At 72.4% G+C, this 26258-nt stretch carries 22 protein-coding genes and 2 pseudogenes; 7 read left to right on the top strand and 17 right to left on the bottom strand.

From position 1 onward, the window contains the following. Window positions 1-151: 151 nt before the first annotated feature. The 3 genes and pseudogenes from ABZ714_RS11535 to rpmG form a co-directional block, all read right to left on the bottom strand. A pseudogene (locus ABZ714_RS11535) lies at window positions 152-1167 on the bottom strand (cobalamin biosynthesis protein CobW). Then, window positions 1167-1412, bottom strand: a complete 246-nt coding sequence (locus ABZ714_RS11540; RefSeq protein WP_358824975.1) for a type B 50S ribosomal protein L31 — start codon at window positions 1410-1412, stop codon at window positions 1167-1169. Before ABZ714_RS11540 ends, ABZ714_RS11535 begins: the two are co-directional and overlap by 1 nt. Window positions 1413-1497: 85 nt before the next feature. Then, window positions 1498-1662: a 50S ribosomal protein L33 gene (gene rpmG, locus ABZ714_RS11545; RefSeq protein WP_358824976.1), complete on the bottom strand. Its 165-nt coding sequence runs from the start codon at window positions 1660-1662 to the stop codon at window positions 1498-1500. 61 nt (window positions 1663-1723) lie between these two features. Between rpmG and rpmB the strand changes: the two genes are divergently transcribed. Together rpmB and rpsN are read left to right on the top strand one after the other, a co-directional pair. Then, complete coding sequence (rpmB, locus tag ABZ714_RS11550) at window positions 1724-1960, top strand: 50S ribosomal protein L28 (protein ID WP_358824977.1); 237 nt, start codon at window positions 1724-1726, stop codon at window positions 1958-1960. After that, window positions 1960-2265: a 30S ribosomal protein S14 gene (gene rpsN, locus ABZ714_RS11555; protein ID WP_358824978.1), complete on the top strand. Its 306-nt coding sequence runs from the start codon at window positions 1960-1962 to the stop codon at window positions 2263-2265. The genes rpmB and rpsN overlap by 1 nt, the downstream gene beginning before the upstream one ends. A gap of 232 nt (window positions 2266-2497) precedes the next feature. On the opposite strand, the gene ABZ714_RS11560 is transcribed toward rpsN, so the two are convergent. Further along, entirely contained in the window at window positions 2498-4036 is a 1539-nt protein-coding gene (locus ABZ714_RS11560; protein ID WP_358824979.1) for a right-handed parallel beta-helix repeat-containing protein, read from the bottom strand. 365 nt (window positions 4037-4401) lie between these two features. On the opposite strand from ABZ714_RS11560, the gene ABZ714_RS11565 reads away from it, so the two are divergent. Continuing rightward, window positions 4402-6378 (top strand): TerD family protein, encoded by a 1977-nt coding sequence (locus ABZ714_RS11565; RefSeq protein WP_358824980.1) that lies wholly within the window; start codon window positions 4402-4404, stop codon window positions 6376-6378. A 305-nt stretch (window positions 6379-6683) separates the two neighbouring features. Continuing rightward, window positions 6684-7890: pseudogene (locus ABZ714_RS11570) on the top strand (MMPL family transporter); the annotation flags it as partial. A gap of 98 nt (window positions 7891-7988) precedes the next feature. On the opposite strand, the gene ABZ714_RS11575 reads toward ABZ714_RS11570, so the two are convergent. After that, window positions 7989-8894 (bottom strand): NADP-dependent oxidoreductase, encoded by a 906-nt coding sequence (locus ABZ714_RS11575; protein WP_358825046.1) that lies wholly within the window; start codon window positions 8892-8894, stop codon window positions 7989-7991. Between the two features lie 231 nt (window positions 8895-9125). Continuing rightward, entirely contained in the window at window positions 9126-9794 is a 669-nt protein-coding gene (locus tag ABZ714_RS11580) for a TetR/AcrR family transcriptional regulator (RefSeq protein WP_358824981.1), read from the bottom strand. A 111-nt stretch (window positions 9795-9905) separates the two neighbouring features. On the opposite strand from ABZ714_RS11580, the gene ABZ714_RS11585 reads away from it, so the two are divergent. Further along, the gene (locus ABZ714_RS11585; RefSeq protein WP_358824982.1) at window positions 9906-10466 is read left to right on the top strand and encodes a DUF1772 domain-containing protein; all 561 of its coding nucleotides are present in this window, start codon (window positions 9906-9908) and stop codon (window positions 10464-10466) included. Between the two features lie 527 nt (window positions 10467-10993). Next, window positions 10994-12139 (top strand): hypothetical protein, encoded by a 1146-nt coding sequence (locus ABZ714_RS11590; RefSeq protein WP_358824983.1) that lies wholly within the window; start codon window positions 10994-10996, stop codon window positions 12137-12139. A gap of 94 nt (window positions 12140-12233) precedes the next feature. Here ABZ714_RS11590 and ABZ714_RS11595 read toward each other — a convergent pair whose 3' ends face one another. From ABZ714_RS11595 to ABZ714_RS11635, 9 genes are all read right to left on the bottom strand, one after another. Further along, on the bottom strand, window positions 12234-12734 hold the full coding sequence (locus tag ABZ714_RS11595) for an SgcJ/EcaC family oxidoreductase (RefSeq protein WP_358824984.1): 501 nt from the start codon (window positions 12732-12734) through the stop codon (window positions 12234-12236). Between the two features lie 347 nt (window positions 12735-13081). Then, window positions 13082-13561, bottom strand: coding sequence for a hypothetical protein (locus ABZ714_RS11600; protein WP_358824985.1), 480 nt, complete (start codon window positions 13559-13561; stop codon window positions 13082-13084). Between the two features lie 128 nt (window positions 13562-13689). After that, window positions 13690-16014, bottom strand: coding sequence for a SulP family inorganic anion transporter (locus ABZ714_RS11605; protein WP_358824986.1), 2325 nt, complete (start codon window positions 16012-16014; stop codon window positions 13690-13692). A 121-nt stretch (window positions 16015-16135) separates the two neighbouring features. Next, a complete protein-coding gene (locus tag ABZ714_RS11610) occupies window positions 16136-16738 on the bottom strand; it encodes a carbonic anhydrase (RefSeq protein ID WP_358824987.1) in 603 nt (200 codons plus the stop codon). A gap of 415 nt (window positions 16739-17153) precedes the next feature. Then, window positions 17154-17813 (bottom strand): response regulator transcription factor, encoded by a 660-nt coding sequence (locus ABZ714_RS11615; RefSeq protein WP_358824988.1) that lies wholly within the window; start codon window positions 17811-17813, stop codon window positions 17154-17156. After that, window positions 17716-19209: a HAMP domain-containing sensor histidine kinase gene (locus ABZ714_RS11620; RefSeq protein WP_358825047.1), complete on the bottom strand. Its 1494-nt coding sequence runs from the start codon at window positions 19207-19209 to the stop codon at window positions 17716-17718. The genes ABZ714_RS11615 and ABZ714_RS11620 overlap by 98 nt, the downstream gene beginning before the upstream one ends. 47 nt (window positions 19210-19256) lie before the next feature. Further along, window positions 19257-19748 (bottom strand): hypothetical protein, encoded by a 492-nt coding sequence (locus ABZ714_RS11625; protein ID WP_358824989.1) that lies wholly within the window; start codon window positions 19746-19748, stop codon window positions 19257-19259. A 623-nt stretch (window positions 19749-20371) separates the two neighbouring features. Next, entirely contained in the window at window positions 20372-20905 is a 534-nt protein-coding gene (locus ABZ714_RS11630) for an anthrone oxygenase family protein (protein WP_358824990.1), read from the bottom strand. Window positions 20906-21085: 180 nt separating this feature from the next. Next, window positions 21086-21415: a hypothetical protein gene (locus tag ABZ714_RS11635; protein ID WP_358824991.1), complete on the bottom strand. Its 330-nt coding sequence runs from the start codon at window positions 21413-21415 to the stop codon at window positions 21086-21088. A gap of 304 nt (window positions 21416-21719) precedes the next feature. Between ABZ714_RS11635 and ABZ714_RS11640 the strand changes: the two genes are divergently transcribed. Next, window positions 21720-22490, top strand: a complete 771-nt coding sequence (locus ABZ714_RS11640) for a DNA-binding response regulator (RefSeq protein ID WP_358824992.1) — start codon at window positions 21720-21722, stop codon at window positions 22488-22490. A gap of 41 nt (window positions 22491-22531) precedes the next feature. Here ABZ714_RS11640 and ABZ714_RS11645 read toward each other — a convergent pair whose 3' ends face one another. Both ABZ714_RS11645 and ABZ714_RS11650 read right to left on the bottom strand, forming a co-directional pair. Continuing rightward, window positions 22532-23395, bottom strand: coding sequence for an ABC transporter permease (locus tag ABZ714_RS11645; RefSeq protein ID WP_358824993.1), 864 nt, complete (start codon window positions 23393-23395; stop codon window positions 22532-22534). After that, on the bottom strand, window positions 23392-26151 hold the full coding sequence (locus tag ABZ714_RS11650) for an alpha/beta fold hydrolase (protein WP_358824994.1): 2760 nt from the start codon (window positions 26149-26151) through the stop codon (window positions 23392-23394). The genes ABZ714_RS11645 and ABZ714_RS11650 overlap by 4 nt, the downstream gene beginning before the upstream one ends. Window positions 26152-26258: the final 107 nt, after the last annotated feature.

A 26258-nucleotide genomic window follows, 5' to 3' on the forward strand; every position in this document is an offset into this window, starting at 1 on the left:
CCGGGTCCGAACGGCCGTCGAGCCCGCTCACCGCGCCCATACTCTCCGGTAACGGCCGTACCGGGAAATGCCGTTCGCCCCTGGGTACAGAACTGTGACACGGGCCCGGCGGACCGCCCGGGCCCGTGCCGCGGCGCCGAGTACCGGGGCGTCAGGCGGTGTCGAGCGGCAGATCGAAGGCCGCGGGCAGCCGCCGCCACGCCTCGCGCCCGGAGGCGTACTCGGCGTCCGTCAGCAGACAGGAGTCGAGGAGGCGTTCGAGGCCGGGCGAGGTGAAGACCAGACGCCGGCAGCGGTCGCCGTGGTCGGGGTGCCAGCCGAGCGCGGCGACCGCGCGGCGTACCGGCGGCACCGCCTCCCCGGCCGCGTCGGGCAGGGACGCCGGCCAGGGGCCGGTGGCCTCGACGCAGAGCGCCCCGCCCGCCGCGTCCCGGGCGAGGAGGGTGGCGACACCGGCCTCGTCGGCGTTCTGCGGCAGCAGCGCGCACGCGGGGTGCCCGGCCGCCGCGGTGGCCTCGGTGTCGAAGCCCGCGAGGGCGGCGGCCGCGAGTCCGGGTGAATCGGCGGCGTCCCGCCGGGCGGTGGGGTGCGGTCGGGCGGGGAGCGCACGGTCCTCGTCGTCGGCCCCGCCCCCGTCGATCACGGCGAGGACGGGGGCGTACTCCAGTTGGCGGGCCCCAATGCCGCCGACGGTCCGCCGGTCCGTGGGGCGGAGGCGAGACCGCGTTCGGCGAGGTCGTCGCCGTTGCCGAGGTACGGCAGGACGAGCGCCGGGTCCACCGCCGTGAGCCCGCCCGTGACGAGGAGCCGGTCGCCGCCGTACGCCGCGACGGACTCGGCCACGGCCCTGGGCTCGATCGAGTCCCACAGCTCGACGACGGCGAGCCGGGTCGCGCCGTCGGCCGCGAGCCGCTCCGGCTCGGGGCCGAGATCGGCCCGGAGCGCACAGCAGACGCAGTCGTCGACCAGCGGGATCTCCTCGGCGGCGAGCGGACCGGCACCGTCGCGGACGGTACGGAGCACGGCGCGGCCGGGCGCCCCGGCCGGATCGAGGTGCAGGGCGACGCTGCCGGGGAGGCTCCGCAGCAGCTCTTCGACCACCCGTTCGCGGGCCTCGGCGGGCAGCCCGGCGACGATCGCGACGGGGAGGCGGTGTCCCTGGTCCATCAGCGGGCTCCGTAGCGGCGCTCGAACCGTTCGACCCGTCCGGCGGTGTCCACCACCCGGGCGTTGCCCGTGTAGAAGGGGTGGCTGGCCGAGGAGATCTCCACGTCGACCACCGGATAGGCCGCGCCGTCCTCCCAGACCACGGTCTTGTCGCCGGTCATGGTGGAGCGGGTGAGGAAGGCGAATCCGGAGGCGGAGTCGCGGAAGACGACGGGGCCGTAGGCGGGGTGGATTCCGGGCTTCATGGGCGGGGTCCTTCTGCGGTGGGCGGAGCGGGGCTCGGTTCGGGTTCGCGTTCGGGGTCGGGAGTCGGACCTGGGGCGCCGGGGGTTATCGCTCCTCGCGGAAGAGGACATGCCGGCGGACGACCGGGTCGTACTTGCGCAGCACCAGCCGGTCGGGGTGGTTACGGCGGTTCTTGCGCGTCACATAGGTGAAGCCGGTGCCCGCGGTGGAGCGGAGCTTGATCACCGGGCGGAGTTCGTTGCGTGCCATGAGGCTAGTATATGACAACGGTTTTCATTCTCGATAAGAGCGGAAGGGGACATCTCCCCCCATGGCCACCTACTGCCAGCTCACCGGCGCCAAGCCCGGCTTCGGCAACTCCATCTCCCACTCGCACCGGCGCACCTCGCGCAGGTTCGACCCGAACCTCCAGCGCAAGCGGTACTGGCTGCCCGGAGAGGGGCGCTATGTCCGGCTGACCCTGAGCGTCCGGGGGATCAGGACCGTGGACACGATCGGCGTGACCGCCGCGGTCGCCCGGATCCGCGCCCGGGGGGAGAAGGTCTGATGGCGAAGAAGAGCAAGATCGCGCGGAACGAGCGGCGCAAGGAGGTCGTCGCGCGGTACGCGGTACGCCGCGCCGAGCTGAAGGAGATCATCCGCCGCCCGGCCTCCACCCCGGCCGAGCGCGCCGAAGCCCAGGCGGAACTGCGCCGTCAGCCACGGGACGCGAGCGCCACCCGGGTCCGCAACCGCGACAGTGTGGACGGCCGCCCACGGGGGCATCTGCGCGCGTTCGGACTCTCGCGGGTACGGATGCGGGAGCAGGCGCACGCGGGATTCCTGCCCGGGGTCACCAAGTCGTCCTGGTGACGACGGGGCCGGCCGGAGCGGGCGGTCGGGTCCGGGCAGTCGGGCGGTCCGGCGAGCGGGTCCGGGCGGCCGGAGCGGACCGCGGCCGGGCACCTTTCGGTACCCGGCCGCGGACGCGCGCCTCTCAGCCCCGCCCCGACCGAACCCGGCCCCCGGCCCGGCTCCGGTCGGGACGGCTCGGGACGTCCCGGCGCGGAGCGGAGGCAGCGGGCGGGGCGGGGCGGAGGCAGGGTCAGATCAGGTTGTGGCCGGGCGCGGTACCGCCGCCCGCCCAGTCGAGCCGGGGCGCCGAGCCGGCGGACACGATCGCCGTCGCCGCCGTCCAGCCGTTGCCGGAGAAGTCGTTGCCCACGACGGCCGCACCGGTGGAGTCCGCGGTGAGGGTGATGCCGTTCTGGGTACCCCCGGTGGCCTCCACCCGGTTTCCGGTGACCGTGCAGTCCTTGGATCCGGCCGCGAGGCGGATACCCGCCACCGCCGCACCGCGAATGTTGTTCCCCGAGATGACGACGTCCGCGGCGGCGGCCCGGCCCGCCCCGACATAAACCCCGTGGTTCGTGGTCGTCGTACGAATGGTGTTACCGGAGACGGTCGCTCCTATCGACCCTCCGATGTTGATCCCGTTCGACTTCGTACGGGAAGTGACGTTTCCGGTGACGGATGCGCCTTCGGAGTTCACCGCGTAGATCCCGGTACTGTCCGTCGCCTCCACCTTGTTGCCGGAGATACTCGCTTCCGGACAGTCCTCCGCCTGGATACCGTTGCCCAGGATGTCGCGGACGACATTGTCCGCGATGACGACCCCGGGGATCCGGTTGAGGTGGTTGCCCTCGACCCGGATCCCGGACGTACCGGGCCTGGGACCGGCATTGGTGACGACATTCCCCTTGATGACGACGGAGGACACGTCGACCACCTGGGGATTGGTCACGGCCATCAGGATTCCCGTCCCGCCGGTCCCGCTGATGACATTGTCGGCGATGACGGAGTAGCGCCAGTTGAAGCCCTGGATGCCCTCCTGAAGTGCCCCTTCGATCCGGCAGCCGATGACCTGGATGTTGTCATAGGTACGCCCGGTCTCCGCGGTGTGGCCGCCGATGGCACGACCGGCGGCCCCGAGCCGGTCGGATCGGCCGAACCAGCAGCCCTGGATCAGGATGTTCCGGCAGGTCGTCCAGTCGTTCGGGGGAAGGGACGAGCTGCCGCTCCGAGCGATGTCCAGCTGGACGGCTTCGGAGAAGCCGCGGTCCTGCGCGGTCGTGTTGTCCTTGAAGCCCTCGAAACGGGAGTTGAGGATCCGACCGCTGTCGATGGCGTTGAACTCCACACCGTGCGCCCCCGAGATATTGCGGATCACGGCGTCCCGGATGGTGATGTCCCGGGCGTGGATGAATGCCATGACATTGGTGGCCCCGGTGACGGTTCCCTGCCCCTGGTCGGCCGCGTTGCCGTCCCAGATGCCGCCTTCGACGACGATCCCGGAGTTCCCCGAGTAGAGGGGATAGGAATCAGTCGGAAGGAAGTTCCGCAGAATGCCCATGTCGGTCGCTACGGAGCGGATGGTCGCCCCGTAGGCGGATATCCGAGTATTACTGAAGACCACCAGGAAGCCGTTCACGGCATAGGTGCCGAGGGGTATCACCACCGTTCCGCCGCCGGCCGTCCGGGCCGCGTTCAGAGCGGCCTGGATCGCGGCCGTGTCATTGGTCGTACCGTTACCGATGGCACCGTAGTCGCGAACGTTGAAGACTCCATGTCCAACAGGGTTCACAGCAAGTTCCTCTCCATCGGGCGGTCGGGAAATCGAAATGTCGATACCCCGCCGCCGGTTGATTCAGGGACAGCAGAAGCGTAGGACGGGCACCTGGCTATCACCCGGTAATTCCGACGCGCTCGGATCCGGTGATATCGGTTTCCGCCGACGGCGCCGGGCCGGGCGCGGTAGGGAGGGTCGCGGGTTCACCGGTTACGGGCCGCGCGGGCCCGCCCGGCCGTATACGGGGGCGCGGGAACGGGTGACACGTACACCCGACGGGCACACGGGACAGCCCGCCGGCCAGGGCGACCGACCGCACATAGTCGGGCAATAGCCGCTTCTGGTTGAAGGGGCGTCACATCCCGGATCATCCTTGACCGATGAGCCTGAGAACCCTGGAAACCGACGTGTCCAGCCTCCGCGGCTACGCCTTCGACTGGGCTCTGGTCGATGTGGAGACATCCGGCCTGATCGCCCGGCGCGACCGGGTGCTCTCGGTCGCGGTCCTGACCCTCGGGCCGGACGGGGAACCGGTCGAGGAGTTCTCGACACTGCTGGATCCCGGCTGCGACCCCGGACCCGTCCACATCCACGGTCTGACCGCCGAGCGGCTCCGCGGGGCACCCACCTTCGACCAGGTGGCGGGGAAGATCGGGGCGATGCTCCAGGACCGGGTCCTGGTCGCCCACAACGCGCAGTTCGACTACGACTTCCTCGCCCACGAGTTCGCCCGGGCCAGGCTTTTCCTGCCCGTGTCGCGGCGGCTGTGCACCCTGGCGCTCAACCGGCAGGTGGATCCGCCGACGCGCGACATGACACTGGGGACCCTCGCCGCCCACTACGGCGTACGGCAGACCCGGGCGCACGACGCCCTCGACGACACCCGGGTCCTGGCCGGGATCTTCCGGGCCACGCTGCGGGAGGCGGCGGGGCTGGATCTGCCGCTGCCCCTGGTGCCCTGTCCGCCCCGGCAGGACCCGCAGTTCGCCCCCAACCCGCCGAAGACCCCGTGCGCGTACCGCAATCCGGGACGGTGGTGGACCGGCGGCCCCCTCGTCCAGGGCATGAAGATCGCCATCACCGGCGAGACGGAGACCTCACGCGCCGAACTGGTCGCCCGGTCGGTCGCGGCCGGACTGAACATGATGGGGTCGGTCAGCCGCCACACCAGTCTGCTGGTCACCAACGCGTCGGCGGCGGACTCCACGAAGGCCCGGCGGGCCGCCGCCGAACGTGTGCCCGTCGTCGACGAGCACACGTATCTGGGGCTGCTGCGGGACGTCCGCGCGGGAACCCCGCACCGGACGGCCGCGAGCGGGACGGCGGCGGGGACAGCGACGGCACCGGCGGGCCCGGCAACGGCCCCGGCAGAGGTCCCGGCAACGGCCCCGGCCCCGGCAGAGGTCCCGGCCGACCGCACCCGGCCGGAACCGGAATGGGAGTCGCCCGTCCCGCCGCCGCGAGCCGCGGTCCCGGCACCGCGACCGCCGGAGGCGTCGGAAGCTCGGGAGATCTCGGGGACCGGGTCCGGGTCCGCAGGGGTCCGGCCGCTCGCCGGGCGGCGGGTCCTCGTCCTCGGCGGTACGCACCCCGAGGCCGCCGCCGCGCGGACCCGTGTCGTCGAACTGGGCGCGTCGGCCGCCGTGAACCTCTCGCGCAGCGTCACGGACGTCCTGCTGCTGGGCGGAGGTGAGCGGGACCGCCGCATCCGGCGCATCACCGAACTGGAACTCCCCGTGCACCAGGCGCCCTGGCTCGACGCGCCGACGGCCCCCGCGCCGTCGGCAGGCGAGAGGGGCCGGGCCGGGACGGGGGCGCCGGACGTACTGCCCCGGGGCGGGGTCGTCGATCTGCCCGTGCCCCCCGCCGGGGCTCCCGCCCCGGCCTGGCACATCACCGCGGCCTGGGCGCCCCGGGACGGCTGCGAGATCGATGTCGTCGCGTTCGTGCTGGACGAGGACGAACAGGTCTCCTTCGACGAGGACTTCGTCTTCTACGGCGCCCCGGAGAATCCGGCGGGCACGGTACGCCTCCTCGCCGACGGCCCGGCGGAGCAGACCGTCGCCGTCGACCTGGCCGCGTTCCCGCCCGGCTGCCACCGGATCGCCGTGGCGGCGGCGATCGACGGGACACCGGCGTTCGGGGACGTCGGCGCGGTCCAGGTCGCCGTCTCCCCCGGGCTCGGGGCGGCGCCCCTGGCCCGGGCCACCCTGGACGCCGCCACCACGGAACGCACCCTGCTGCTCGCCGAGTTGTACCGCCGGGGTCCGCTGTGGCGGTTCCGCGCGGTCGGGCAGGGCTATGACCACGGCCTGGACGCGCTCGCCCGTGGCTACGGGGTCGACATCGCCGACTGAGCCGACGGCCGCCGAGCACGACCGGTGGCAGATGCCGTACGCCACGGGTTGCGGGGCGGGGCCGGGCGCGTACCACGGAAGTCGCGAGCCGGGCGGCGGCACCTACTCCACAGCGGTGATGACGCCGAGTGACGGGCTCTCCTACGCCGCCGACATGCCGGCAGGTACGGATGTCGCCCGTCGCTCGCGTCTCGCCCGCTTCCTCGCCTCGTCCCGGCTGACCGGCGACGGGCGTGGCGCCGGAGTGGTGGCCCCGGAGCCCGGATCGCAACTCTGGTGGTACGCGGGCCTCGTGAACCGCGACCATCGCCCTGATGGGCCTGGTCACCCTGGGCCTCGGCTCCCTTCAGGGGGTGGCGCTCGCCGTCGCCCTGACGGTGCTGGTGACCATGTCCGCGTCGCTGACGCTGCTGCCCGCCCTGCTCGCGGTGTTCGGCGCCGGGATCGAACGGAAGGTACTGAAGCGGGCGGCATCACCGGGCCCGGGGCGGGCGGGAAGGAGCCCGCTGGCGGCGGCTCGCGACGGCCGTGCGGCGCAGGCCGCTGCCGGTACTGCTCGCGGCGGTGCTGGGACTGCTGGTGCTGTCGGCCCCGGCCCTGGGGCTGCGGCTCGGTTTCGCCGGCGCGGGCAACGACAACCCCGGTTCGGCCAGCCGGGAGGCGTACGACCTGATGGCGGAGTGCTTCGGCCCCGGCTTCAACGGGCCACTGGTGGTGGTGGTGGCCCGGGGTGACGGCGGGGCCGTGGACGAGCTGCGGACCGTCCTGCGGCGTACGGCGGGCATCGCCGCGACGGCCCCCGCCCTGCCGACGGCGGACGGCACGGTCGCCACCGTCATCGCCTATCCGTCGACGGCACCCCAGGACGAGGAGACGACCGAGCCGGTGCGCCGGCTGCGGGGCGAGGTACTGCCGGAGCCGGCGCGGCGGACGGACGCCGAGTATCCGGTCGGCGGATCGACCGCGGCCACCCGGGACTTCGCGGACGCGGTGGAATCACGGCTGCCGCTCTTCGTGATCGTCGTGGTGGGTCTCTCCACTCTGCTGCTGACGGTGGTGTTCCGCTCGCTGCTGGTGCCGCTGAAGGCGGCGCTGCTCAATCTGCCCTCCGTGGCGGCGGCCTGGGGGTGATCACCCTGCTCTTCCAGCACGGCTGGTTCGGGGTGGAGCCCGGTCCCGTCGAGGCGGTCATCCCGGTGATGACCTTCGCGATCGTCTTCGGCCTCTCCGTGGACTACGAGGTGTTCCTCATATCCGGGGTCCACGAGGAGTGGGAGCGCTCCCGGGACGCGGGGCTCGCGGTCCGGGAAGGCCTTGCCACCACGGGCAAGGTCATCACGGCGGCGGCGGCCATCATGATCGTGGTGTTCGCGGCGTTCGTCCTCAGCCCGGACCGGACGCTCCAGCAGTTCGGGGCTCGGTCCGGCCGCCGCGATCCTGCTGGACGCGGTCGTGATCCGCTGTCTGACCGTCCCGGCCGCCGTGCAGTTGCCGGGGCGGCGGGCCTGGTGACTTCCGGCCCCGCTGGCCCGGCTGCTGCCGAAGGTGGCACCGGAGCGCCCCGGCCCGGGGTGACGGAGGCCGTCGTCCTCCCCGCCGGGGCGCACCGGTCAGGGCTTGAGGACGAGCTTCCCCGGGGCGTGGCCGTGCTCACTCGCGTCCTGGGCGCGGCCCGCGTCGGCCAGCGGGAACACCTCGGCGACCGGGATCCGCAGCCGGCCCTCGGCGGCCAGCCGGGCGTGCTCGCCGAGCTGACCGATGTCGCGTACGGCCCTGGACGAGTAGACGACCCCGTATTCGGCGGCGGCCGGGTCGGCGATGGTGACGATCCGGTCGGCCGTCCCGCCGCGCAGTTCGACGGAGTCCGGCAGGGCGCCCTTGCCCGCCGTGTCGAGGACGGCGTCGATCCCGTCGGGGGCCACCTCGCGGACCCGGGCGACCAGGCCGTTGCCGTAGGCGACGGGGGTGACTCCCAGGGCCCTGAGGGCGGAGTGGCGGGCGGGGGACGCGGTGCCGACGACCCGGGCGCCCCGGGCCAGGGCGAGCTGGACGGCGGCCGTACCCACACCGCCCGCCGCGCCGTGGATCAGTACGGTCTCCCCGGCGGCGAGGGCCAGCAGATCGAGGGTGCGCTGGGCGGTCTCGGCGACCAGGCTGAGCGCGGCGGCCTCCTCGAAGGAGAGCTCCTCGGGCTTCCGGACGACAGTGGACGCCAGGGCGTACTCGGCGTAGCCGCCGGTGTCGGTGAAGCCGAACGCCTCGTCGCCCACGGCCAGATGGCCGACGCCGTCGCCGACGGCGTCCACGACCCCGGCGGCCTCGGCACCCGGGGTGGCGGGCAGCCGGGTGGTGAAGACGCCCGCCATCGATCCACTGCGGATCTTGTAGTCGATGGGGTTCACGGCCGCCGCGACGACCCTCAGCCGGACCTGCCCGGGGCCTGGGTCGGGCGTGTCGGTATCGACCAGCCGCAGTACCTCGGGCCCGCCGAACTCCCCGAACCGGATCGCCTTCATCACTGGTGCCGTCCTCTCCCACCGCGTCGTCTCCCCCCGCCGGTCGCCGAACGGCGCCGCCCGGGGCCGGTCGTCGTCACCGCCGGCCGTCGCCGTTCGGCACCGTCGGCCGGGCGGCGTCCACCACCGGCGCCCCGGCTGGCCAGGGTAGGCCGTCCCGGAGCCGGTCCGCCGGGGCCCACGCCCGGCCGACGGGTGCAGTACCCCGACGAGGGACGTGAGGGACCCGGTTCACACGGGGGTGGCCGCCTTCGGCCCGGGCCGGGCGCCGAGCAGCCGGAGCGCCGTGGCATCGAGGGTCTCCCGGGCCTCGGCGAGGGTCATCCGGCCGGAGTGGACGGTCTCCCCGGCGGCGTGCCCCACCGCGATCAAGGTGGTCACCAGCCACTCCGGGGAGAGACCGGGGGCGAACTCGCCCGCGCGGATGCCCCGTTCCACCAGCCGGGCCAGCCGTTCGGCTACGGGCTCGTGCCGGTCGCGGTCGGCCCGGCCGGAGGCGGGCGTCACGGTCGCGGCGACCGAGTGGAGCAGCGACGCGTAGTTCTCGTACGGCCGCCAGGAGGCGTCGAGGAACCGCAGCAGCGCGTCCGCCGCCGGTCCTTCGTCCAGCGCCGCCGACTCCATCGCGGCCAGCGCCTCCGCCGTGATCCGGTCGACGACGGCGGCGAGCAGCGCCTCCCGGGAGGCGAAGTGCGCGTAGACGGTCTGCCGGGTCAGCCCGGCGGCCCGGGCGACGGCCTCGAGCCCGGCGTCGGGGCGGACCCGCAGCAGCCGGACGGCGGCGTCGAGGATGGCGGCCCGGCTGCGTTCGGCGTCGGCCCGGCGCTTTCTGGGCGGTTGACGGCCGCCGGACGCCGGGACGGGGTCGTCGGAGACGGGAGGCACGGCAGGCTGTGTCATCACGGTGAACTCTTACACCCTTGTCGGCTTTACGGCTGCTTCCTATCGTACCGAGGCACCGGGAACCACAGCTGTACTCCACCATCCCGACTCCCCGTGGAGAGCCGCGTCATGCCACCCCCGTCCGACCACCGTGTCCGTCTCCTGTCCGCCGTCCGCCGGTTGACCCTGCTCTGTACCGGACTGCTCGCCGGAGCGCTCTGCTACGGCGCCGCCAATCTCGTGCCGGCGTTCGGAGCGGTGCCTCTGGAGCTGCGACTGGACTTCCATACCGAGCTGATGCGGATGAACGGCATCACCGTGCAGGGCGCGATGGCGCTCTCCGCCGTCGGCTCCTTCGCCCTCACCCTCCCGGCGTTCGGCCCGGACCGCCTCCGGGAACGGATACTCGCGGGCGCGGCGGGGCTGTTGACCGTCGCCACTTTCCTGATCACCCGGTTCGGAAACGTCCCGATCAACGCCCGGATCAAGAAGTGGGCCGCGACGGTCCCGCCGGAGAACCACACCGACGTACTGCGCCGCTGGGAGCTGTTCAACCTCGCCCGTACGGCCACCGCCGTCGCCGCCCTCGCCGTCCTGGTCTACGCACTGACCCGGACCGACCGGCCCGTACCCCGTTTCCCGGCTCGTCCGGACAGCTCAGGGGGTGAGAACGTCAGGCCGACGCCTTGATAGTCGGCTTACGGGCCAGGAAGCTGGCGAACTTCCAGTTCAGTTCCTCGTCGGGCTCCTGCACCAGCCGAGCTGGATGGCGAATCCGGCCGGTTCAGCAGCTCGGCGAGCCGGGGCGCCGGCAGCCGGTACGACGCGCAGGACACCGGGTGGCCGCCATGGCCGAAGGTGGGACGGTGGGGCTCACCGGTGCCCACGTGCCCGGCGAGGAGGAGATATCCGCCGGGTGCCGGGGTGCGGTGGGGTTCGGCGAACCCGACCGGCGGCAGCTCCGGGGGGGGTGTGGTGGGTGGAGTAGTAGGCCAGGATGCCGCGACGTAGTCCTCGGCCACGGTGTCGTACGGCTCCCGGACCGCGGCGAGGCGGGAAGGCTCGGTCCCCGGTAGATCCAACCGGGGGCACTCACAGCGCCCTTTGACCGGTGGCCGGCGGCTCACCCGGCCGTCGCGGCGACCGGACCGAGCCGCCCGCCCGTACCCCGGATTAGGCTGACGGGGAGGAACCATACGACCCGGAGGCAACCCGCCGTGACACGCCCACTCGCCCGGCTCGGCGCAGCCGGTCTCGTACTGCTGACGACTCTGGCGACGGGCTGTGGCGCCACCGGCGGTTCGACGGGTCCGGCCGAGTCCGGCGGCCCGGGCCGGGCCGCGCTGCCGCCGGGGCCCGTGGCGGTCCGGGCCCAGGAGGCCCAGCGGGTCTTCGAGGCGTACGCCGGGGCCAACGCGGCAGCCGACGCGGCTCTCGACGGCTCCGCGATCCGCGCGGTCCAGACGGGTCCGCTGCTCGCCGAGTCGCTGGCGGAGTACACCGTCGCCCGGCGTACGGGGGCCGAGTTGCCGAGGGCGGGCTTCCGCAGGCCGACGTTTCTGATTCCGGACGCCCGGCACGACCGGGACTATCCGCGGTGGTTCGCGGCGGTCAGCAAGTGGGAGGACCGGGAGACGGACCGGACGTCGGCGCTCCACTACTTCGTCCAGCGGGAACCGGAGGGGCCGTGGCGGGCTGCGGTGGCTTCCTGGGTGGTCACCGCCCCCGAGACCGCCGCCGCGCCGCCGTCCGCGACCCGGCCGGACTTCACCGCCCACGATCCGGCGGCCGGAGCGCCGCGGGACCTGGTCCGGCCGGGTACGCCGGTACTGCCACCGCCCGACCGGGCCGCGACCGGCACCATCCGCACCTCGTCCACCCCCGCCGCCGACCGCGCGATCTGCGACACCCTGGCCACGTCGCTGAGCGGACCGGCCACCGGGCCCCGGTCCGCCGAGGCGGTCGCCGCCGAGCGGCGGTTCACCCCGGGCCCGTTCACCACCGGGCTGCGGTCGTACGTCTCCGGTCTCGCCGACGAACGGCTGATCCGCGGCTACACCTACCGCGCTACGGAGACCGGGGCGCCGGTGTTCCGGCTGCAGTCCGGCGGCTCCCTGGTGACCTGCTCCCTCGTCCGGGAACACCGCCTGGCGGGCTCGGGCGACGGCGATACGGTCGTCTTCGCCGAGGGCTCCGGCACGGACGCGCTGCTGGGTGGCGGCGGCCGGGAGTGGCGACGGGTCGAGGAACGGAGCAGCGCGACCGCGGTGATCTCGGTTCCCGCGCGCAGAAACGAGCCCGCCACGGTGCTGTCGTGCGACTGCTACGCGCCGCAGACGCTCTCCGCGACCGCCTCGCGCTGACCTCCCGGCCGGGGTACTCCCCCGCGGCCGGGAGGCCGGGGCCGTAGCACCGTCCCGCCCGCCCCGGCCGGGCGGGCAGGTGGCCGAGACGGGCTCACGCCAGGGACGCCAGCGTCTGCGGGTCGACGACCTTGGTGTTCTGCGCGGCGGCGATCCGCCAGACGCCCTCGTCCTTGGCGAGGACGTACAGCGGGGTCCCGGGTACGGCGTCGGGGCGCGCCACGACCAGGGCGGCCGGGTCCGCATGGCCGCGGAACACCTCGTCGAGCGCCTCGCCGTCCCGGGTGACCGGGCGCTGCCGGACCTTGACCGCCGCGATGTCGGGGCGGATGAAGAGGATGTGCTCGGCCTCGTAGGAGGCGGTCACCGGGTCGTCCGCCGTGGCGGGCAGCACCTGCCGGGTGAAGGCGCCGATCGCGTCGGCACCGGTGAGCCGCCTGCCGTGCGCGGTGGTCCAGAAGGCGTCCGGGCGGAAGGCGGTCATAAAGGCGTCCGGAAGTGCGTTCTGCTGAGCGTGCTCGACCCCGGCGACCAGGGCGAGGACGGCGTCCACATCGTCCTGCGGTACGGGGACTCCGGCGATCTCGGGTGCCATGACGTGCTCCTTCGTCCGGCCGCGACGGCATTCGGTACGACACCGTCACGGCGATCCGCGCCCGGTTGTCCGGTGCGCCGATGACCATCCTTCAACCTCGACATTGGTTGAGGTCAAGCTCTCTCCGCCCGATCCGGGGAGCTTCCGGACCGGTCGCGGAAACTGCGGAGAGCCCCTTCGCCGCACGGGGGAACAGCGGAAGGGGCTCTCCAAGGGCCTGGTGGGGGAAGCGCGTTACCGCTCAAAGGCCCTGCGGGTCGTCCACGGTCCCTGGGGATGGTGAGCGCCGTGGACGACGTCCTGGGGTGGCGGGCGGCGCGCCCTCACGGGCGCGCCCCCTGCTGCGATCAGCCCGGGGTGTCCGGCCCGGTGGGGCCGTCCGGTGCCGGGCGGTGTCCGCCGCCGTCCTCCGCGACCGCCGTGGCGTCGGTCGCCGGGGAAGGCTCGGACCGGACGGGCGGCGCGGACCTCGCCGTCGCCACGTCCTGGGGTGCCGTGAGGAACTGATGGAGCGACTTCAGGAAGAGGAAGAGGGTGTCCTCCCCCGGCTCGCCGGGCGAGGCGCCGCCCTGAGCCGCCCTGGTCCGGTGGCCCGTACCGCCACCGGCTCCCGGCTTCGTCCCGGCCGGACCGCACAGGTCGGGCGGCGGGGTCCGGTAGTCGATCCGGCGGGCGTCGGAGCGCCGGCGCTCGGGGAGCTGCCCCGCGCCGCGCCCGGGGCGGCCGTACTCCGGCCGACCGTGCTCGGACCGCCCGTACTCCGGTCTTCCGAGGTCGGCAGGGCCGTCGGACTCGGGTGCGGACTGGTCGAGTCCGCACGGGACCATGCCGCAGCGGGCGGGACGGCCGCCGGGGCCCCCGGCGGGCGCGGGGTGACCGTGGTGCCGCTGGTCGCGCCGGTCTTCGGGATCGCGCAGATGTAACGCGTTGGCGAGGGCGGTCCTCAGGGGTCGTTTCATCGCCGGGTCCCCTCGCCCTGGGCCCGCGCCCACTCCCCCGACCGCTCCCACTGGCCGTTCCCGTTCGGACCGGGGGCGGGGGCGGACGAACCGTCCGAGCCGCCGTAGCCGGGCGGTACGGAGATATAGCCGTCGGGACCGGGCTGCGGCTGGTGGGGGTGCGGGGGCTCCCCGCCACCCGGCCCCTGCCCGGCCTGCTGCGGCTGGTGGGTCTGATGCGTCTGGTGTGCCTGGTGACCGGGCTGGCTCGACTGGGGCGGGTAGCCCGGGTGACCCGGATGGGGCTGATGGCCGTGGCCCGCCTGCTGGGTCTGGTGCGGGTAGTGCACCTGGGACTGCTGGTGCGGGTAGGGCGGCTGACCGTATCCGCCCGTACGACCGTACGACGGACCGTGCTCGGGGGCACCGTACGGACCGTGCGCGGGGGCGTGTCCGTACGAGGACGGCTGGGGATACGGGTACTGGTGGTGCTGGGCGTGCTGGTGCTGGCGGCCGTACTGGGTGCCGTACACGACGGGACCGTGCGCATAGCCCTGGCCCATGGCGTGCTGGAACTCGAAGTTCGGCTGCGCGGGCGGTACATACGGCCGGAAGGTCTCCGGCTCGGGATCCTGACGGGCCCCCTCCGGCTCCGGTCGCGACCGGCCCGAACCGTCCGCGGCGGGACCGTCGAGCAGTCCGGGGGACGAGCCGGCGGCGACCCCGGCCGGTACCTTCTCCTGTTGCAGGGTGGCGGAGACATCCGCCGTCTCCGGCATTCCCTCGGCGGCGGAGTCCTTGGTCCCGGTTCCCGGGAGGAGGAGTTCGGTGCTTCCGGCGCCCGCCTTGAGCCGCTGGTCGACCCATCCCTCCAGCTGGGCCTGGCAGGCCATGTCCAGATGGGAGATGCCACGGCCGTCGACGACGACCCGCTTCTTGTCGGAGATCGCTTCCAGCGCGTCGATCAGTTTGGGCATCCGCAGGAAGGTGGCGTTGCCCTTGAGTTCGAGCCTGGCGGCGTCGCCGTCCGTGGTCGTCCGGATGGTCATATGGGACATCCGCAGCGCCGTCAGGATCACCGCGACGGCCAGTCCGCCGAGCACTCCGTCGAGCAGGTTGGTCGCCACGATCGCGCCCGTGGTGACGAACATGACCAGGCCCTCGCCGCGGTCCTTCTTCCACATCTTGACGAAGGACGGCGGGTTGAACAGCTTCCAGCCCGCGTGGAGCAGGACGCCCGCGAGGACGGTGATCGGGATCATTCCGAGCAGTCCGGGCAGCAGCAGACCGAAGCCCAGCAGCCAGACACCGTGCAGAATGCGGGAGATCTTGGTCCTGGCGCCCGCGTTGACATTGGCGGCGCTGCGGACGATGACCGCGGTGAGCGGCATGGCGCCCAGCGCGCCGGAGACGGCGTTACCGACGCCCTGGGCGAAGAGTTCCTTGTTGTACTGGGTGCGCGCACCGGTGTGCATCCGGTCCACGGCCGCCGCGCTGAACAGGCTCTCGGCGGAGGCGATGACGGTGAAGGTGATCACCATCATCAGCACCGCGGGGTCGGTGAGTCCGGAGATGTCGCTGATCCCGGGGACATTCACCGCGTCCAGCATGTTCCCGAAGGCGACCTTCTTGACGTCGAAGGCGGGCAGGGCGGCGAGGATGCTGCCCAGCATCACGGCGACCAGGGGCGCGGGGACCTTGCCGAGCGGCTTCGGAACCTTGTACCAGAGGAAGCAGATGGCCACGGCCATGACACCGAGGGCCAGAGCGCCGCTCTTGGCGCTGCTCTCGATGACATCCTTCGCCAGATTTGGCAGGCCCATGACATTATCAATGGCGGTGCCGTGCTGCTTGGAATCGACCAGGGCGTAGGTCTGGCTCAGGATCAGCGGTACGCCGATCCCCGCGAGCATGCCCTGGACCACCGAGAGCGAGATCGACTGGAAGACCCGGCCCATCTTCAGCGTGCCCAGGATCATCTGCAGGATGCCACTGGCCAGTACGACGGGGCCGAGCATGCCGACGCCGTGCTCCGTGACGAACTCCAGACAGAGCACGGCGAGTCCGGCGGCCGGGCCGCTCACCTGCAGGGCGCTGCCGGGCAGGAAGCCGACGACCAGCCCGCCGACGATACCGGTGATGATGCCCAGGGCCGGGGGAACGCCCGAGGCAGCCGCGACGCCGATGCACAGGGGGAGGGCGACGAGGAAGACGACGATGGACGCCATGAAGTCGGCGCCGAAGTCACCGGTCTTCCTGGCGGGGGCGGGAGAACCCGCGGGGCTGCCGCTACTCCTTCGCGCGTGCCGTCCCGCACCGGGACTTGTCTCTTCAGTGGACACTGTGTTCCTTTCGCCGCATCGGGGTCCGGGGCGCCGAGAGCGGGGGCTCCGGAGGGGTTCGCGTCCGGTGGACCGATACGAGTGGGGGGTGTAAGGACCGGGTGGGCTCGCCCGGGAGAAGTCAGTTGCGGTGGAACACTCCGTGCAGCTCGTCGAGTTCGAGCACCTCGGCCGTGTCGACGCGGTAGTACCAGCCGTGCAGCTTGAGCCGGCCCTGGTCGACCGCGGCCCGTACGGCGGGATAGCCGCGCAGGGTCTCCAGCTGGGCGATCACATGCCGCTGGACGTAGGTGGCGAGGGTCGCGTCGTCCGGCGGGGTGCCCAGCATCGGGGCGAGGGCCGGGCGGGCGAAGGCGACCCACTGGGAGACGCACGGCAGTTCGGTCAGGTCCTGGTCGTTGGCGAGTGCGCCGACGGCCCCGCAGTGGGAGTGCCCGCAGACCACGATGTCCTGGACCTTGAGGACCTCCACCGCGTACTCGATGGTGGCCGACTCGGCGGACTCCCGCTTGGGCTCGTAGGGCGGAATGATGTTGCCCGCGTTGCGCAGCTCGAAGACCTCACCGGGCACGGCACCGGTGATCAGGGCGGGGATGACCCGGGAGTCGGAGCAGCTGATGAACAGGGTGCCGGGGGTCTGACCGGCCGCGAAGCGGCGGAAGGTCTCGCTCTCGGGGGCGACGCGGTGGCGGAAGTTCCGGGCATTGGTGAGCAGTCGCTTCATAACAGGCTCCTCGCAGAGCCCAGCCGGCGGCCGAAGCCTTCTGGCATATGCGGGGGTGGTGAGGCATATACCGATCACAGGACTACGGGGCAGCTGGGACGGCCGAGACATCCGGAGGTGGACGTCTTGGCCGTGAAGCATGCGCCTATGCGATGAACCATCCGTGAGATCACAGTGAGAGAGTTCTCACTGGGAAAATGAGGATTTGACAACGATGTCGGAAAGGGCCGGGCCGGCTCCCTGAGCAGGGATACCGACCGGCGACCTGGGCATTTCCTACCCGGTCGCCGACCTCACCGCGGCGGGCGTGGGCCCGCCCGTGCACCGCGGCTCGGAGCGTCCGACGGCCGTCAAGTACCGGCCATTCCCGTGCCTCCGGCGGCCGGGGCCGCCACGCGGGTACGCGGCCCCGGGCTCAGGCCCGGAGCCGGTAGCCGACGCCGCGAATGGTCTCCACCCGGTCGGGCCCCAGCTTCCGCCGCAGATAGCGGACATAGACGTCCACGATGTTGGAACCCGGGTCGTAATCGAAGCCCCAGACCCGGCTGAGCAGTTGTTCCCGGGTCAGCACCTGGTCGGGATTGCGCAGAAAGACCTCGGCCAGCGCGAACTCGCGCGCCGACAGCTCGGCCACCCGCCCCTCGACATGGACCCGCCGGGTCCGCAGATCGAGGACCATGTCCCCGACCCGGAGCACGGACGCCTCGGGGCCGCCCTCACCGCGCAGTCTCAGCCGCACCCGGGCCAGTAACTCCTCGAACGCGAAGGGCTTGGAGATGTAGTCGTCCGCGCCGCCCTCCAGCCCCGCCACCACGTCCGAGACGCTGTCCCGGGCCGTCAGGATGACCACGGGCAGCGTCACCCTCAGCTCGCGCAGCTTCCGGAGGACCGTGAGCCCGTCGACGGCGGGCAGCCCGAGGTCCAGGATCATCAGATCGCAGTCCCCGGCCCGGGCGTGCTCATACGCCGAGAGACCGTCACCCACGACTGCCGTCACGAACCCGTTGCTCCTCAACCCCTTTTCGACGAAGGAGGCGATTCCGGCCTCGTCCTCCGCTATCAATATCCGTTGCATGGTGTCCTTTCTGCCAGGGGAAGTAGGCAGGTAGATCCAGTACGAAACGGGCTCCGCCCGTCTCGGCGTCCTCCACCCACGCCGTTCCGCCGTGCGCCTGGGCGATCTCGCGCACGATGGCCAGCCCGAGGCCGATTCCCGTACCGGCCTGGGCGGGTGAGGTGACTCGGCCGGCCTGGACGAACCGGCCGAAGATCCGTTCCCGGTCCACGGGGCCCACCCCGGGTCCGGTATCGCGCACCCAGAGCAGGATCCGGCCCTCGCGGACCGCGGACCCCATCTCGATGAGATCGCCGTCGAGGGTGTGCCGTACCGCGTTGGCGGCCAGCTGGATCAGGCCCTGGGTGAGCCGCTGCCCGTCGACCAGGACGCTGGCCTCGGAGACCGCGGCCACCCGCCAGTGCCGGTTCCCCAGGGCCCGGGCCTTGGCGACCACATCGACGATGAGATCGGTCAGATTGGTCTCCCCGACCGTGAGGAAGTCGGGCCGCTCCGCCTTGGCGAGTAAGAGGAGGTCGTCCACGATCCGGCTCATCCGGTCGAGTTCGTCGACCACGAGCGCGCGGGTGACGTCCCACTCGACGGCCCATTCCCCGCCGCCGTTCTCCATCAGCTCCAAGTGGCCGCGGACGACGGTGATGGGGGTACGCAGCTCATGGCCGACCTCGTCGAGAAAGCGCCGCTGGGTGGTGAACGCCCGCTCCAGCCGGTCCAGCATGTGGTTGAAGGTATGGGCGAGGGCGGCGACGTCGTCGTCCCCGCGGACATCGAGCCGCTGGGTCAGATCGGACTCCCCGATCCGGGCGGCGGTCTGCCGCACCAGCCGTACGGGGGCCAGGATCCGGCCCGCCACCAGCCAGCTCGCCAGCCCGGCGCAGACCAGCGCGCCGAAGCCGGTCGCCAGCAGCAACTTCGCGACCTGCCGCTCCTCCTTGAGCTGCCGGTCCCGGAACTCCAGTACCACCAGCCGTACATCACGGGTGTCGCCCGCGACCTTCACCGGCACGACTCCGTACCGCACCTTGCCCACCGAGGAGTCCAGCCAGCCCACGGCGGTGTCACGACGGCCCTGGGACGACAGCAGCTCGATCACGGCGGGGTCCTTGTCGAGCCGGATCGGCGGCTCCGACGCGCTGCGCAGGTCCGCCTGGCCGTCGACGATGCTGAAAAAGGTCTCGTCCCGGTTGGGGATGTTCTCCCGGAGGAACTCCTTCAGCAGGGACGCACCATCCGTATAGGGCTTGCCGTCGGGCTGCACCCTGGTCTCGGCGAAGACCCGTAAACGGTTCGCCTCCCACTGCAGCCGGGCGTCGACCTGTCCGTCGAGCTGGGCCTGCCAGACCACGGTGATCCCCACGACCGGAGCCGCCAGCGCCGCGCCGACCAGGAGCATCATCCAGCCGACGATGCGCGAGCGGGCGCTCGCCGTACGCCGCCGCACCACTAGTCCTCTCCCTCGAAGTCGCCCCGGAACCGCTCCCGGTCCGAGTAGTCACCGGGCTCGTCGTCACCCTCGCCCTCGTTGTCCTCTTCCTCTCCGGAGCCCGGGGTCGGCCGGGCGGGTCTGTCGTCGTCGCTGCGCGGCGGCGAGAGCGGGGGTACGGGCCTGCCGCCCGGCTGACGCGACGGCGACTGCTTGGCGGACGGCCCGTGGGCCACCGGGGTGCCCGAAGCCGAACCGGAGGACGAGGCGGACGGCCCAGAACCACCCGCCGAACCCTTCGGCAGGCGCTCCGCGGGCGGACGCGGACGGGACGACGCCGACGGACGGAGGTCACGGCTCCGGTCGTCATGAGGGGCCGAGTGGTCGACGATGACGACGGGGCCGAGATCGAGCGGATCCGGTTCGCTCGTCAGCATCCGTCCGGTCGCCATCCCGGCGCCCGCGAGTACCGCCACCGCGGTGATCACCACATTGGCCCGCCTCAGTCTCATGCGGAGAGTGTGCGTCCTAGATCGAACTGGTGAGTGAAATAGGAGAGCATTCTCATGTCGCCCCCCACGCCCGGTACCAGGGGAACTCGGCCTTCTGACCACGGCTCTCCCGGGTCCGGGGCGGGGCGGCTCGCCGCCTCCCGGACCGGCCGGACCGCCGCCGTCCGCCCCCGGTGCTCCGGGGAGGGACCGGTCCGGCGGACCGCTCCTGTGCCTGTCGCCATGACGCCCCCGGGGGCGTAACCCCCTGCACCACTCGACCAGTCGCGCCGACCCGAGAACCATCCGGAACCTCCCCTGCCTCACGTTTCCGCCGGGGCTCCGGCGATCACGGTCACCCGGAGATACGGCGCCGGGCGCCCCAGGACTCAAGTGACGGCGGGGAAGGCGCCGCCGTATCGATCCGGAATCCTCCCGGCCGAGGCCCGGCGCCCGCCCGGACCGCGCCCGCCCGGACCCGGCTCAGGAGCATCCGACCGCCGGCTCCCGGCGGCGGTCCGCCAGGGTTCCGTCCGCGCCGACAACGGCGGACCGGTACTCCGGCGTATTAATGAGCACTCATTCACCGCTGTCGTCCGCGGCCGACCCGAACCGGGATCGGGACCTGGCCGGACTGCCCGCGGTCAGCCCAGCGCGGCGGCGACCAGGAGCGCGAACGCGGCGATGACGAACAGGGTCCGGATCAGATGCAGCCGGTTCCACGGCCCCTCGAACGCGGTACGCACCTCCTTGTCGGAGAGCGCCGGCCAGTCGGCGCCCCGGCCGCCCCCGGCACCGCCCGTCCGGGGTTCGGCCGCTTCGGTCCCGGCGGACTTCTCGGCCGCCGCGAGCGCGTTGTTCAGCGGGATGTTGCCGCCGATGGTCACCAGATGGTTGAGCACGGAGCAGATCAGTCCGGCGACGATCAGCCAGGTCTGCGCGGTGGTCCGGCCCTCGGTCGGGACGGCCAGGGCCACGGCCGGGAACACCACGACGGAGAAGAAGGTGAGCACGAACAGCGGCCGGGGTACGACCTCGTTGATCCGTCTCATCGCGGCCAGGAACTGCTCATCGGTCAATTGGGCGAGTGCGGGCATGACGCCCGTGCGGAAGGTGAGCATAAAGCCCGCGTAGAGGCCGGTGGAGATGATCGCGAGGGCGAGAAGGACGGTAGCCATGCCCGACATGATGGCCTGTCACCGCCGGACGATCAGCTCCGTTTCCCCGCCCGCGCTCTCCGCACCCTCTATCCGGACCGGCCCGGATCGTCAGACCCGGACCGTCAGGCCGGGTTCGGTCCGGCCCGGCCCACGGTCGTACGGTCACGAACCGGCCCGGATACAGGCCCGGTAAGAGGGTCAGCCCTCTTCCCAGCTGACGCTGCCCACGCCGGTACCGCCGCCGCAGGTCGCCGAGGACCAGCCGGCCTGGCCCGGACTCAGGGTGATCCACTTGCCGTAGGCGTCGGGCCACACCCCGCAGACGACCACCGCCCGGAAGGCGACGACCTGGTTGCTGTGGTTCGAACAGTCCGCCCGGCCGGTCCAGCCGTCGGTACTCGTACGGCAGTCGAGCAGGGCGGGCCGGGGCGCCGACTTCACCGTCTCGGCCGCCTGCGCGGTGGAGACGGTCAGCGCCAGCGGCAGCGCGGCAGCGGCGAGGGCGGCGGCGGCGATCCGACGTGACATGGGAGTTCTCCTCTTCTCCGCGCACGGATGCGTGTCCGTACGCGGATGGTTGGTGGTGTGCGCGAGCGGGTGCGACTCACCTGCGGCGCGTCGGGCTCCGAGGCCCGTCCGCCGGTGCGACGCGCTCCGGCGGCTCTGACTTCATGGTGTCCGCGCCGGCGGCCGAAATCACCTGAGTGGCAAGGACTCGCCACTCTCCGATCAGGTTCTTGTCACGGCGTGCTGCCGTGTGCGTACATGGAGTGTCCGCGGATTCGAAGGGGACGGATCCCGCGGTGAAAGGAACAGCGGGGGATGATGCGACATGTCGGTGGCAGTCGTTCCGGGCTCCGCGCCCGGATGGGAGGTCTCACGGTCCGTACCGCGCGAGGCGCGGGGCGAGCGGGGACAGCCGTCTCAGCAGCTCCAGCACACGGTGCTGCCGCACCGGTCCGAACAGGGTCAGCGGATACAGCAGATCAGGGGAATCGCCCGGATCCGGGCCGCTCTGGCAAGTCTGGTCCGTTCGGCGCGGCATGAGCTGCTCAGCTTCGACGACCCGGCCGCCGCGCTGGGTCAGGGGATTCCCGAGTCCTTCCTCAGAAGCGGCACTTCGGGGTGCGCGACCGAGGTGCCGACGACCCGAGTCCGGCGGATCGCGCCCCGGCACGGGCTGCGTCAGCTCCGGGAGCCCTGGCGGTGTCTGGGTGAGGCCAGGGTCACCGAATCGGTTCCGTTCCGGATAATCGTCGCGGACCGTTCGGTCGCCGCGGTACCGCTCGATCTCGACCCCGATGACGACGGTGTGCTGCTGATCCGGGATCCCGTGGTCGTCCAGGCTCTCGTCCGGATCCACCAGGTCTGGTGGGAGACGGGCGAGGACCTGGCCCGGAAGGCCAGGTCCGTGGGTCCGCCGCCCCATCTGCGGCCGGTGCTCGAGGCGATACTCGCCGGTCTCACGGACGACGCGGCGGCCACCCGGCTCAATATGTCGGGGCGCACCTACAGCCGCCGGGTGGGTGAGCTGATGTCCGTACTCGGCACGACGAGCCGTTTCCGGGCGGGGGCCGAGGCGGCTCGTCGGGGCTGGATCTGAGGAACCGGCCCGCCGGGTCGTCCGGCGGGCCGGTCATCGGATCAGGACACGATGTCCTTACGGGTGAAGGTGCGGAACGCCAGGGCGAAGAGCACCAGGGCGTAGGAGACCGATACGGCCGTGCCCTTGATCATGCCGTCCCATTCCAGTTGCGGCTGGAGGGCGTCTATCCAGGCGAACTGCCAGTGCGCCGGAAGGATCTCGCGCCAGTCGCCGAGGGCCGTGACGGCATCGAGCACATTGCCGACGATCGTCAGGCCGACCGCTCCGCCGACCGCGCCCAGTGGGGCGTCGGTCTTGGTGGAGAGCCAGAACGCCAGTCCGGCGGTGACCAGTTGGGAGAGTGCGATGAAGACGATCACGATACCCAGCCGGGGCAGGGTTTCTCCGGTGTCGAGGGAGCCGCCCGTGGGGAGTCTCAGCGGCCCCCAGCCATAGGCGACGGTGCCGACCGCCAGGGCGACCACGGGCAGCAGCAGGATGGCCGCCGCGCTGAAGCCGAGGGCGACCACCAGCTTGGACCAGAGCAGCCGGAATCGCGGTACGGGCGCCGCCAGCAGATAGCGCAGCGACGACCATCCGGCCTCGGACGCGACGGTGTCGCCGTGGAACAGCGCCACCGGGATCACCAGCAGAAAACCCGCTGAGACGAAGAGGCAGGTGGCGGCGAAGTTGGCGCTGGACGCCGTGGCGGTGTCCATCAGGGTGATCCGGTCGTTCTCGCCGCCGTCCGGGCCGCCGCCGATGGCGAAGGCGGCGACGAGGACGAAGGGGAGGGCGCCGAGCACGGCGGCCATTACCAGGGTCCGGCGGCGCTTGAGCTGGCGTACGGCTTCGACGCGCAGCGGCAGGGTGCCCCGGGGCCGGTAGCCGGGTGCCGCTGTGGACGGGGCGAGCCCGCTCATGCGGTACCTCCGATCAGGGTGAGGAAGGCGTCCTCGAGGCGGCGGTGCGGACCGACTCCGGTCAGGGGGATGTCGAGCCGGACGAGTTCGCCGATGAGTTCGGTCGCGGTGGCGCCGTCCAGCCGGACGAGCAGGCCCTCGTCGGCCCGGTGGGCCGAGCCGACCCCGGGCAGGGCCGCGATCTTGTCGATCAGCGGGTCGGGGACGTCCCCGGCGACGGCGACGAGCAGGGTGTCGCTGCCGCCGGTGATCTCACCGACCGGTCCGGCCTGCACCAGCCGGCCCCGGTCCATGACCACCAGATGGGTACATGACTGTTCGACCTCGGAGAGGAGGTGGCTGGAGACGATGACCGTTCGGCCTCCGGCCGCGTACCGGATCATGACATCGCGCATCTCACGGATCTGCGGCGGATCGAGACCGTTCGTCGGTTCGTCGAGGATCAGCAGATCCGGCAGACCGAGCATGGCCTGGGCGATGGCGAGCCGCTGGCGCATGCCCTGGGAGTAGGTGCGGACGGCCCGGGCGAGGGCGTCGCCCAGGCCCGCGATCTCCAGTGCCTCCTCCAGATGCGCGTCCTCGGCGGGGCGTCCGGTGGCTCGCCAGTACAGTTCGAGGTTTTCGCGGCCCGAGAGATGGGGCAGGAATCCGGCGCCCTCGACAAAAGCGCCGACCCGGGAGAGTACGGGCGCGCCCGGGCGGATGGGGTGTCCGAAGACCTTGATCTCGCCCTCGTCGGGGCGGATCAGGCCCATCAGCATCCGCAAGGTGGTGGTCTTGCCCGCGCCGTTGGGGCCGAGCAGCCCGAGTACCTGGCCCTTCTCGACCCGGAAGGAGAGTTCCCGTACCGCATAGCGGTCCTGGGACCCGGCGTATCGCTTGGTGAGGCCGGTGATCTCCAGGGGGACGTCGGCGAGTCCGGGATCGGCCGCCGGGGCCGTGGTGCGGCGGCGGGCGGTGAGCAGCAGGGCGGCGGCGATCAGTGCCGCGGCGGTCGGCAGGCCCCAGGCCCACCACGGCAGTCCGGCGGCCTCGGTCCGGACGTCCGGCGCGGTCGGCACGGTCAGGGTGCCGGCCGGGTCGGCGAGGGCGACGGTGTAGGTGGCGGGGGCGGCCGGGGAGGCGTAGCCGAGGTCGGTGGCGGAGAGCACCAGCCGCAGCCGGTGTCCGGCGTCGACCTTGTGGTCCACGGCGGGGAGGGTCAGTTCGACCTCCTTGCCCCGTTCGGCGCCCTCGACTCTCAGGGGGGCGACCAGTTGGGAGGGGAGGACTTGGGTACGGCCGTCCGGTCCGACGTCGTACACCTTGCCGAAGAGGACGGCCTCGCCGGTCGACGAGGTGACCCTGAGCCGGACGGTCGGGGCGCCGGTGATCCGGAGGGGTTCGGTCAGCCGGTCCGATTCGAAGCGGGCGTGCTGGCCGGGGAAGTCGAGTCCGAGGCCGACGCCGAGGGCGGAGAGCTGTCCGAGGCCGCCGGTGAGTCCGGGTACGGCGGAGACGGCGGGCGGGGCGCCGCCCGCCGGGTTGGTGAAGCGCTGGGGCATTCCGGTGAGTTCGACCGGCCGGGGGCCGCCGTCGAGTCCCGGGTAGCTGTCGGCGGTCGCGCCGCGCAGCCGGGCGGTGCCGTCGGTGGAGTCCACTCCCCCGGTCCGGCTGACCCGGAAGGCGGGCCCGGTCGAAACACCGCCGTCCTGTTGGAGATATCGGTCGAACCAGGAGGTGACCCGTTGTTCCACGCGTTCGTTCTCACGATCGCCGCCGTCATGTCCGCCGCTGATCCAGTCGACGGCGACGGGCGCGCCGTTGGCGCGGATCCGCTGGGCCATGGCGTCGGCCTGGTCCAGGGGGAACAGGGAGTCCGACTGTCCCTGGACGACGAGGGTGGGCACCGTGATCCGCTCGCCGACGGCGGACGGGCTGCGCTCGGCCAGCAGTTGCCGGGCGGCGGTGTCGGGCTTTCCGGAGATCGCGGTCCGCTCGTACATGGCGCACAGTTCGGGCTGGAACCGGCCGCAGCCGACGGGGGCGGGGGTGCCGGTGCCGCGGGCGGCGGGCGGGCGGCCGCTCCCCGGCTCGCGGTCGGTGCCCGGCCCGTCGGGGGTGGTGCCGGGCGGCGGGGTGCCGCCCCCGGTGCCGGTGGAGCCCGTGGAGAAGAAGATCCCGGCCCACAGCTTCTTGAAGACACCGTCGGGGAAGAGGGCGTCCGCCAGGTTCCAGTAGGTGATGGAGGGGGCGAGGGCGTCGACGCGGCGGTCGTGTCCGGCGGTGAGCAGGGCGATCGCGCCGCCGTAGGAGGCCCCGGTCATGCCGACCCGGGGGTCGCCCTCGGCGTCCTTGCGGATCTCGGGGCGCGCGGCCAGCCAGTCGATCAGCCGGGAGACGTCCTTGACCTCGTGGTCGGGGTCGTTGAGCCCGATCTGTCCGGTGGACTTGCCGAAGCCCCGGGCGGACCAGGTCAGTACGGCGTAGCCGTCCCGGGCCAGCCGTTCGGCCTGGGCGCGGACGTCTTCCTTGGTGCCGCCGAAGCCGTGTCCGAGGAGGACGGCGGGGCGGGGTGCCGTCCGGTCGCCGGAGAGGAAGTAGGAGGTGTCGATCTGCGCCCCCGGCATCCGCTGGACGCGGTCCTCCCGGTGCACGGCCGGTGCCGTGTCGTCGGCGACGGCCGCGTAGGTGCCCCCGCCCGCGAGGGCGGCGAGGGCGACGGCGCCCGCCAGCCACTGGCCGCGCGTGCGGGGGCGGGGAAGTCGGATCTTCATGGGGAAACCCTAAGCGGGCCGGTCGGGGGGATGGACCGGCGCCGGGGGGAGGCGGGCGCCCTCCCGGGGAAGTACGCGGCGGGCGGATGTACACCCGACGCGGTACG

The organism is Streptomyces sp. NPDC006798, assembly GCF_040635975.1.
In the GTDB taxonomy this organism is placed as follows: Bacteria; Actinomycetota; Actinomycetes; order Streptomycetales; family Streptomycetaceae; genus Streptomyces.

Coding starts and splice junctions, on each gene's coding strand:
- ABZ714_RS11600 (WP_358824985.1), bottom strand. CDS start 13,561: ATGGTCCCGTGCGGACTCGACCAGTCCGCACCCGAGTCCGACGGCCCT.
- rpmB (WP_358824977.1), top strand. CDS start 1,724: ATGGCCACCTACTGCCAGCTCACCGGCGCCAAGCCCGGCTTCGGCAAC.
- ABZ714_RS11630 (WP_358824990.1), bottom strand. CDS start 20,905: ATGGCTACCGTCCTTCTCGCCCTCGCGATCATCTCCACCGGCCTCTAC.
- ABZ714_RS11635 (WP_358824991.1), bottom strand. CDS start 21,415: ATGTCACGTCGGATCGCCGCCGCCGCCCTCGCCGCTGCCGCGCTGCCG.
- ABZ714_RS11615 (WP_358824988.1), bottom strand. CDS start 17,813: ATGCAACGGATATTGATAGCGGAGGACGAGGCCGGAATCGCCTCCTTC.
- rpsN (WP_358824978.1), top strand. CDS start 1,960: ATGGCGAAGAAGAGCAAGATCGCGCGGAACGAGCGGCGCAAGGAGGTC.
- ABZ714_RS11540 (WP_358824975.1), bottom strand. CDS start 1,412: ATGAAGCCCGGAATCCACCCCGCCTACGGCCCCGTCGTCTTCCGCGAC.
- ABZ714_RS11565 (WP_358824980.1), top strand. CDS start 4,402: ATGAGCCTGAGAACCCTGGAAACCGACGTGTCCAGCCTCCGCGGCTAC.
- ABZ714_RS11625 (WP_358824989.1), bottom strand. CDS start 19,748: ATGAGACTGAGGCGGGCCAATGTGGTGATCACCGCGGTGGCGGTACTC.
- ABZ714_RS11650 (WP_358824994.1), bottom strand. CDS start 26,151: ATGAAGATCCGACTTCCCCGCCCCCGCACGCGCGGCCAGTGGCTGGCG.
- ABZ714_RS11645 (WP_358824993.1), bottom strand. CDS start 23,395: ATGAGCGGGCTCGCCCCGTCCACAGCGGCACCCGGCTACCGGCCCCGG.
- ABZ714_RS11640 (WP_358824992.1), top strand. CDS start 21,720: ATGTCGGTGGCAGTCGTTCCGGGCTCCGCGCCCGGATGGGAGGTCTCA.
- rpmG (WP_358824976.1), bottom strand. CDS start 1,662: ATGGCACGCAACGAACTCCGCCCGGTGATCAAGCTCCGCTCCACCGCG.
- ABZ714_RS11620 (WP_358825047.1), bottom strand. CDS start 19,209: ATGATGCTCCTGGTCGGCGCGGCGCTGGCGGCTCCGGTCGTGGGGATC.
- ABZ714_RS11595 (WP_358824984.1), bottom strand. CDS start 12,734: ATGGCACCCGAGATCGCCGGAGTCCCCGTACCGCAGGACGATGTGGAC.
- ABZ714_RS11580 (WP_358824981.1), bottom strand. CDS start 9,794: ATGACACAGCCTGCCGTGCCTCCCGTCTCCGACGACCCCGTCCCGGCG.
- ABZ714_RS11575 (WP_358825046.1), bottom strand. CDS start 8,894: ATGAAGGCGATCCGGTTCGGGGAGTTCGGCGGGCCCGAGGTACTGCGG.
- ABZ714_RS11610 (WP_358824987.1), bottom strand. CDS start 16,738: ATGAAGCGACTGCTCACCAATGCCCGGAACTTCCGCCACCGCGTCGCC.
- ABZ714_RS11585 (WP_358824982.1), top strand. CDS start 9,906: ATGCCACCCCCGTCCGACCACCGTGTCCGTCTCCTGTCCGCCGTCCGC.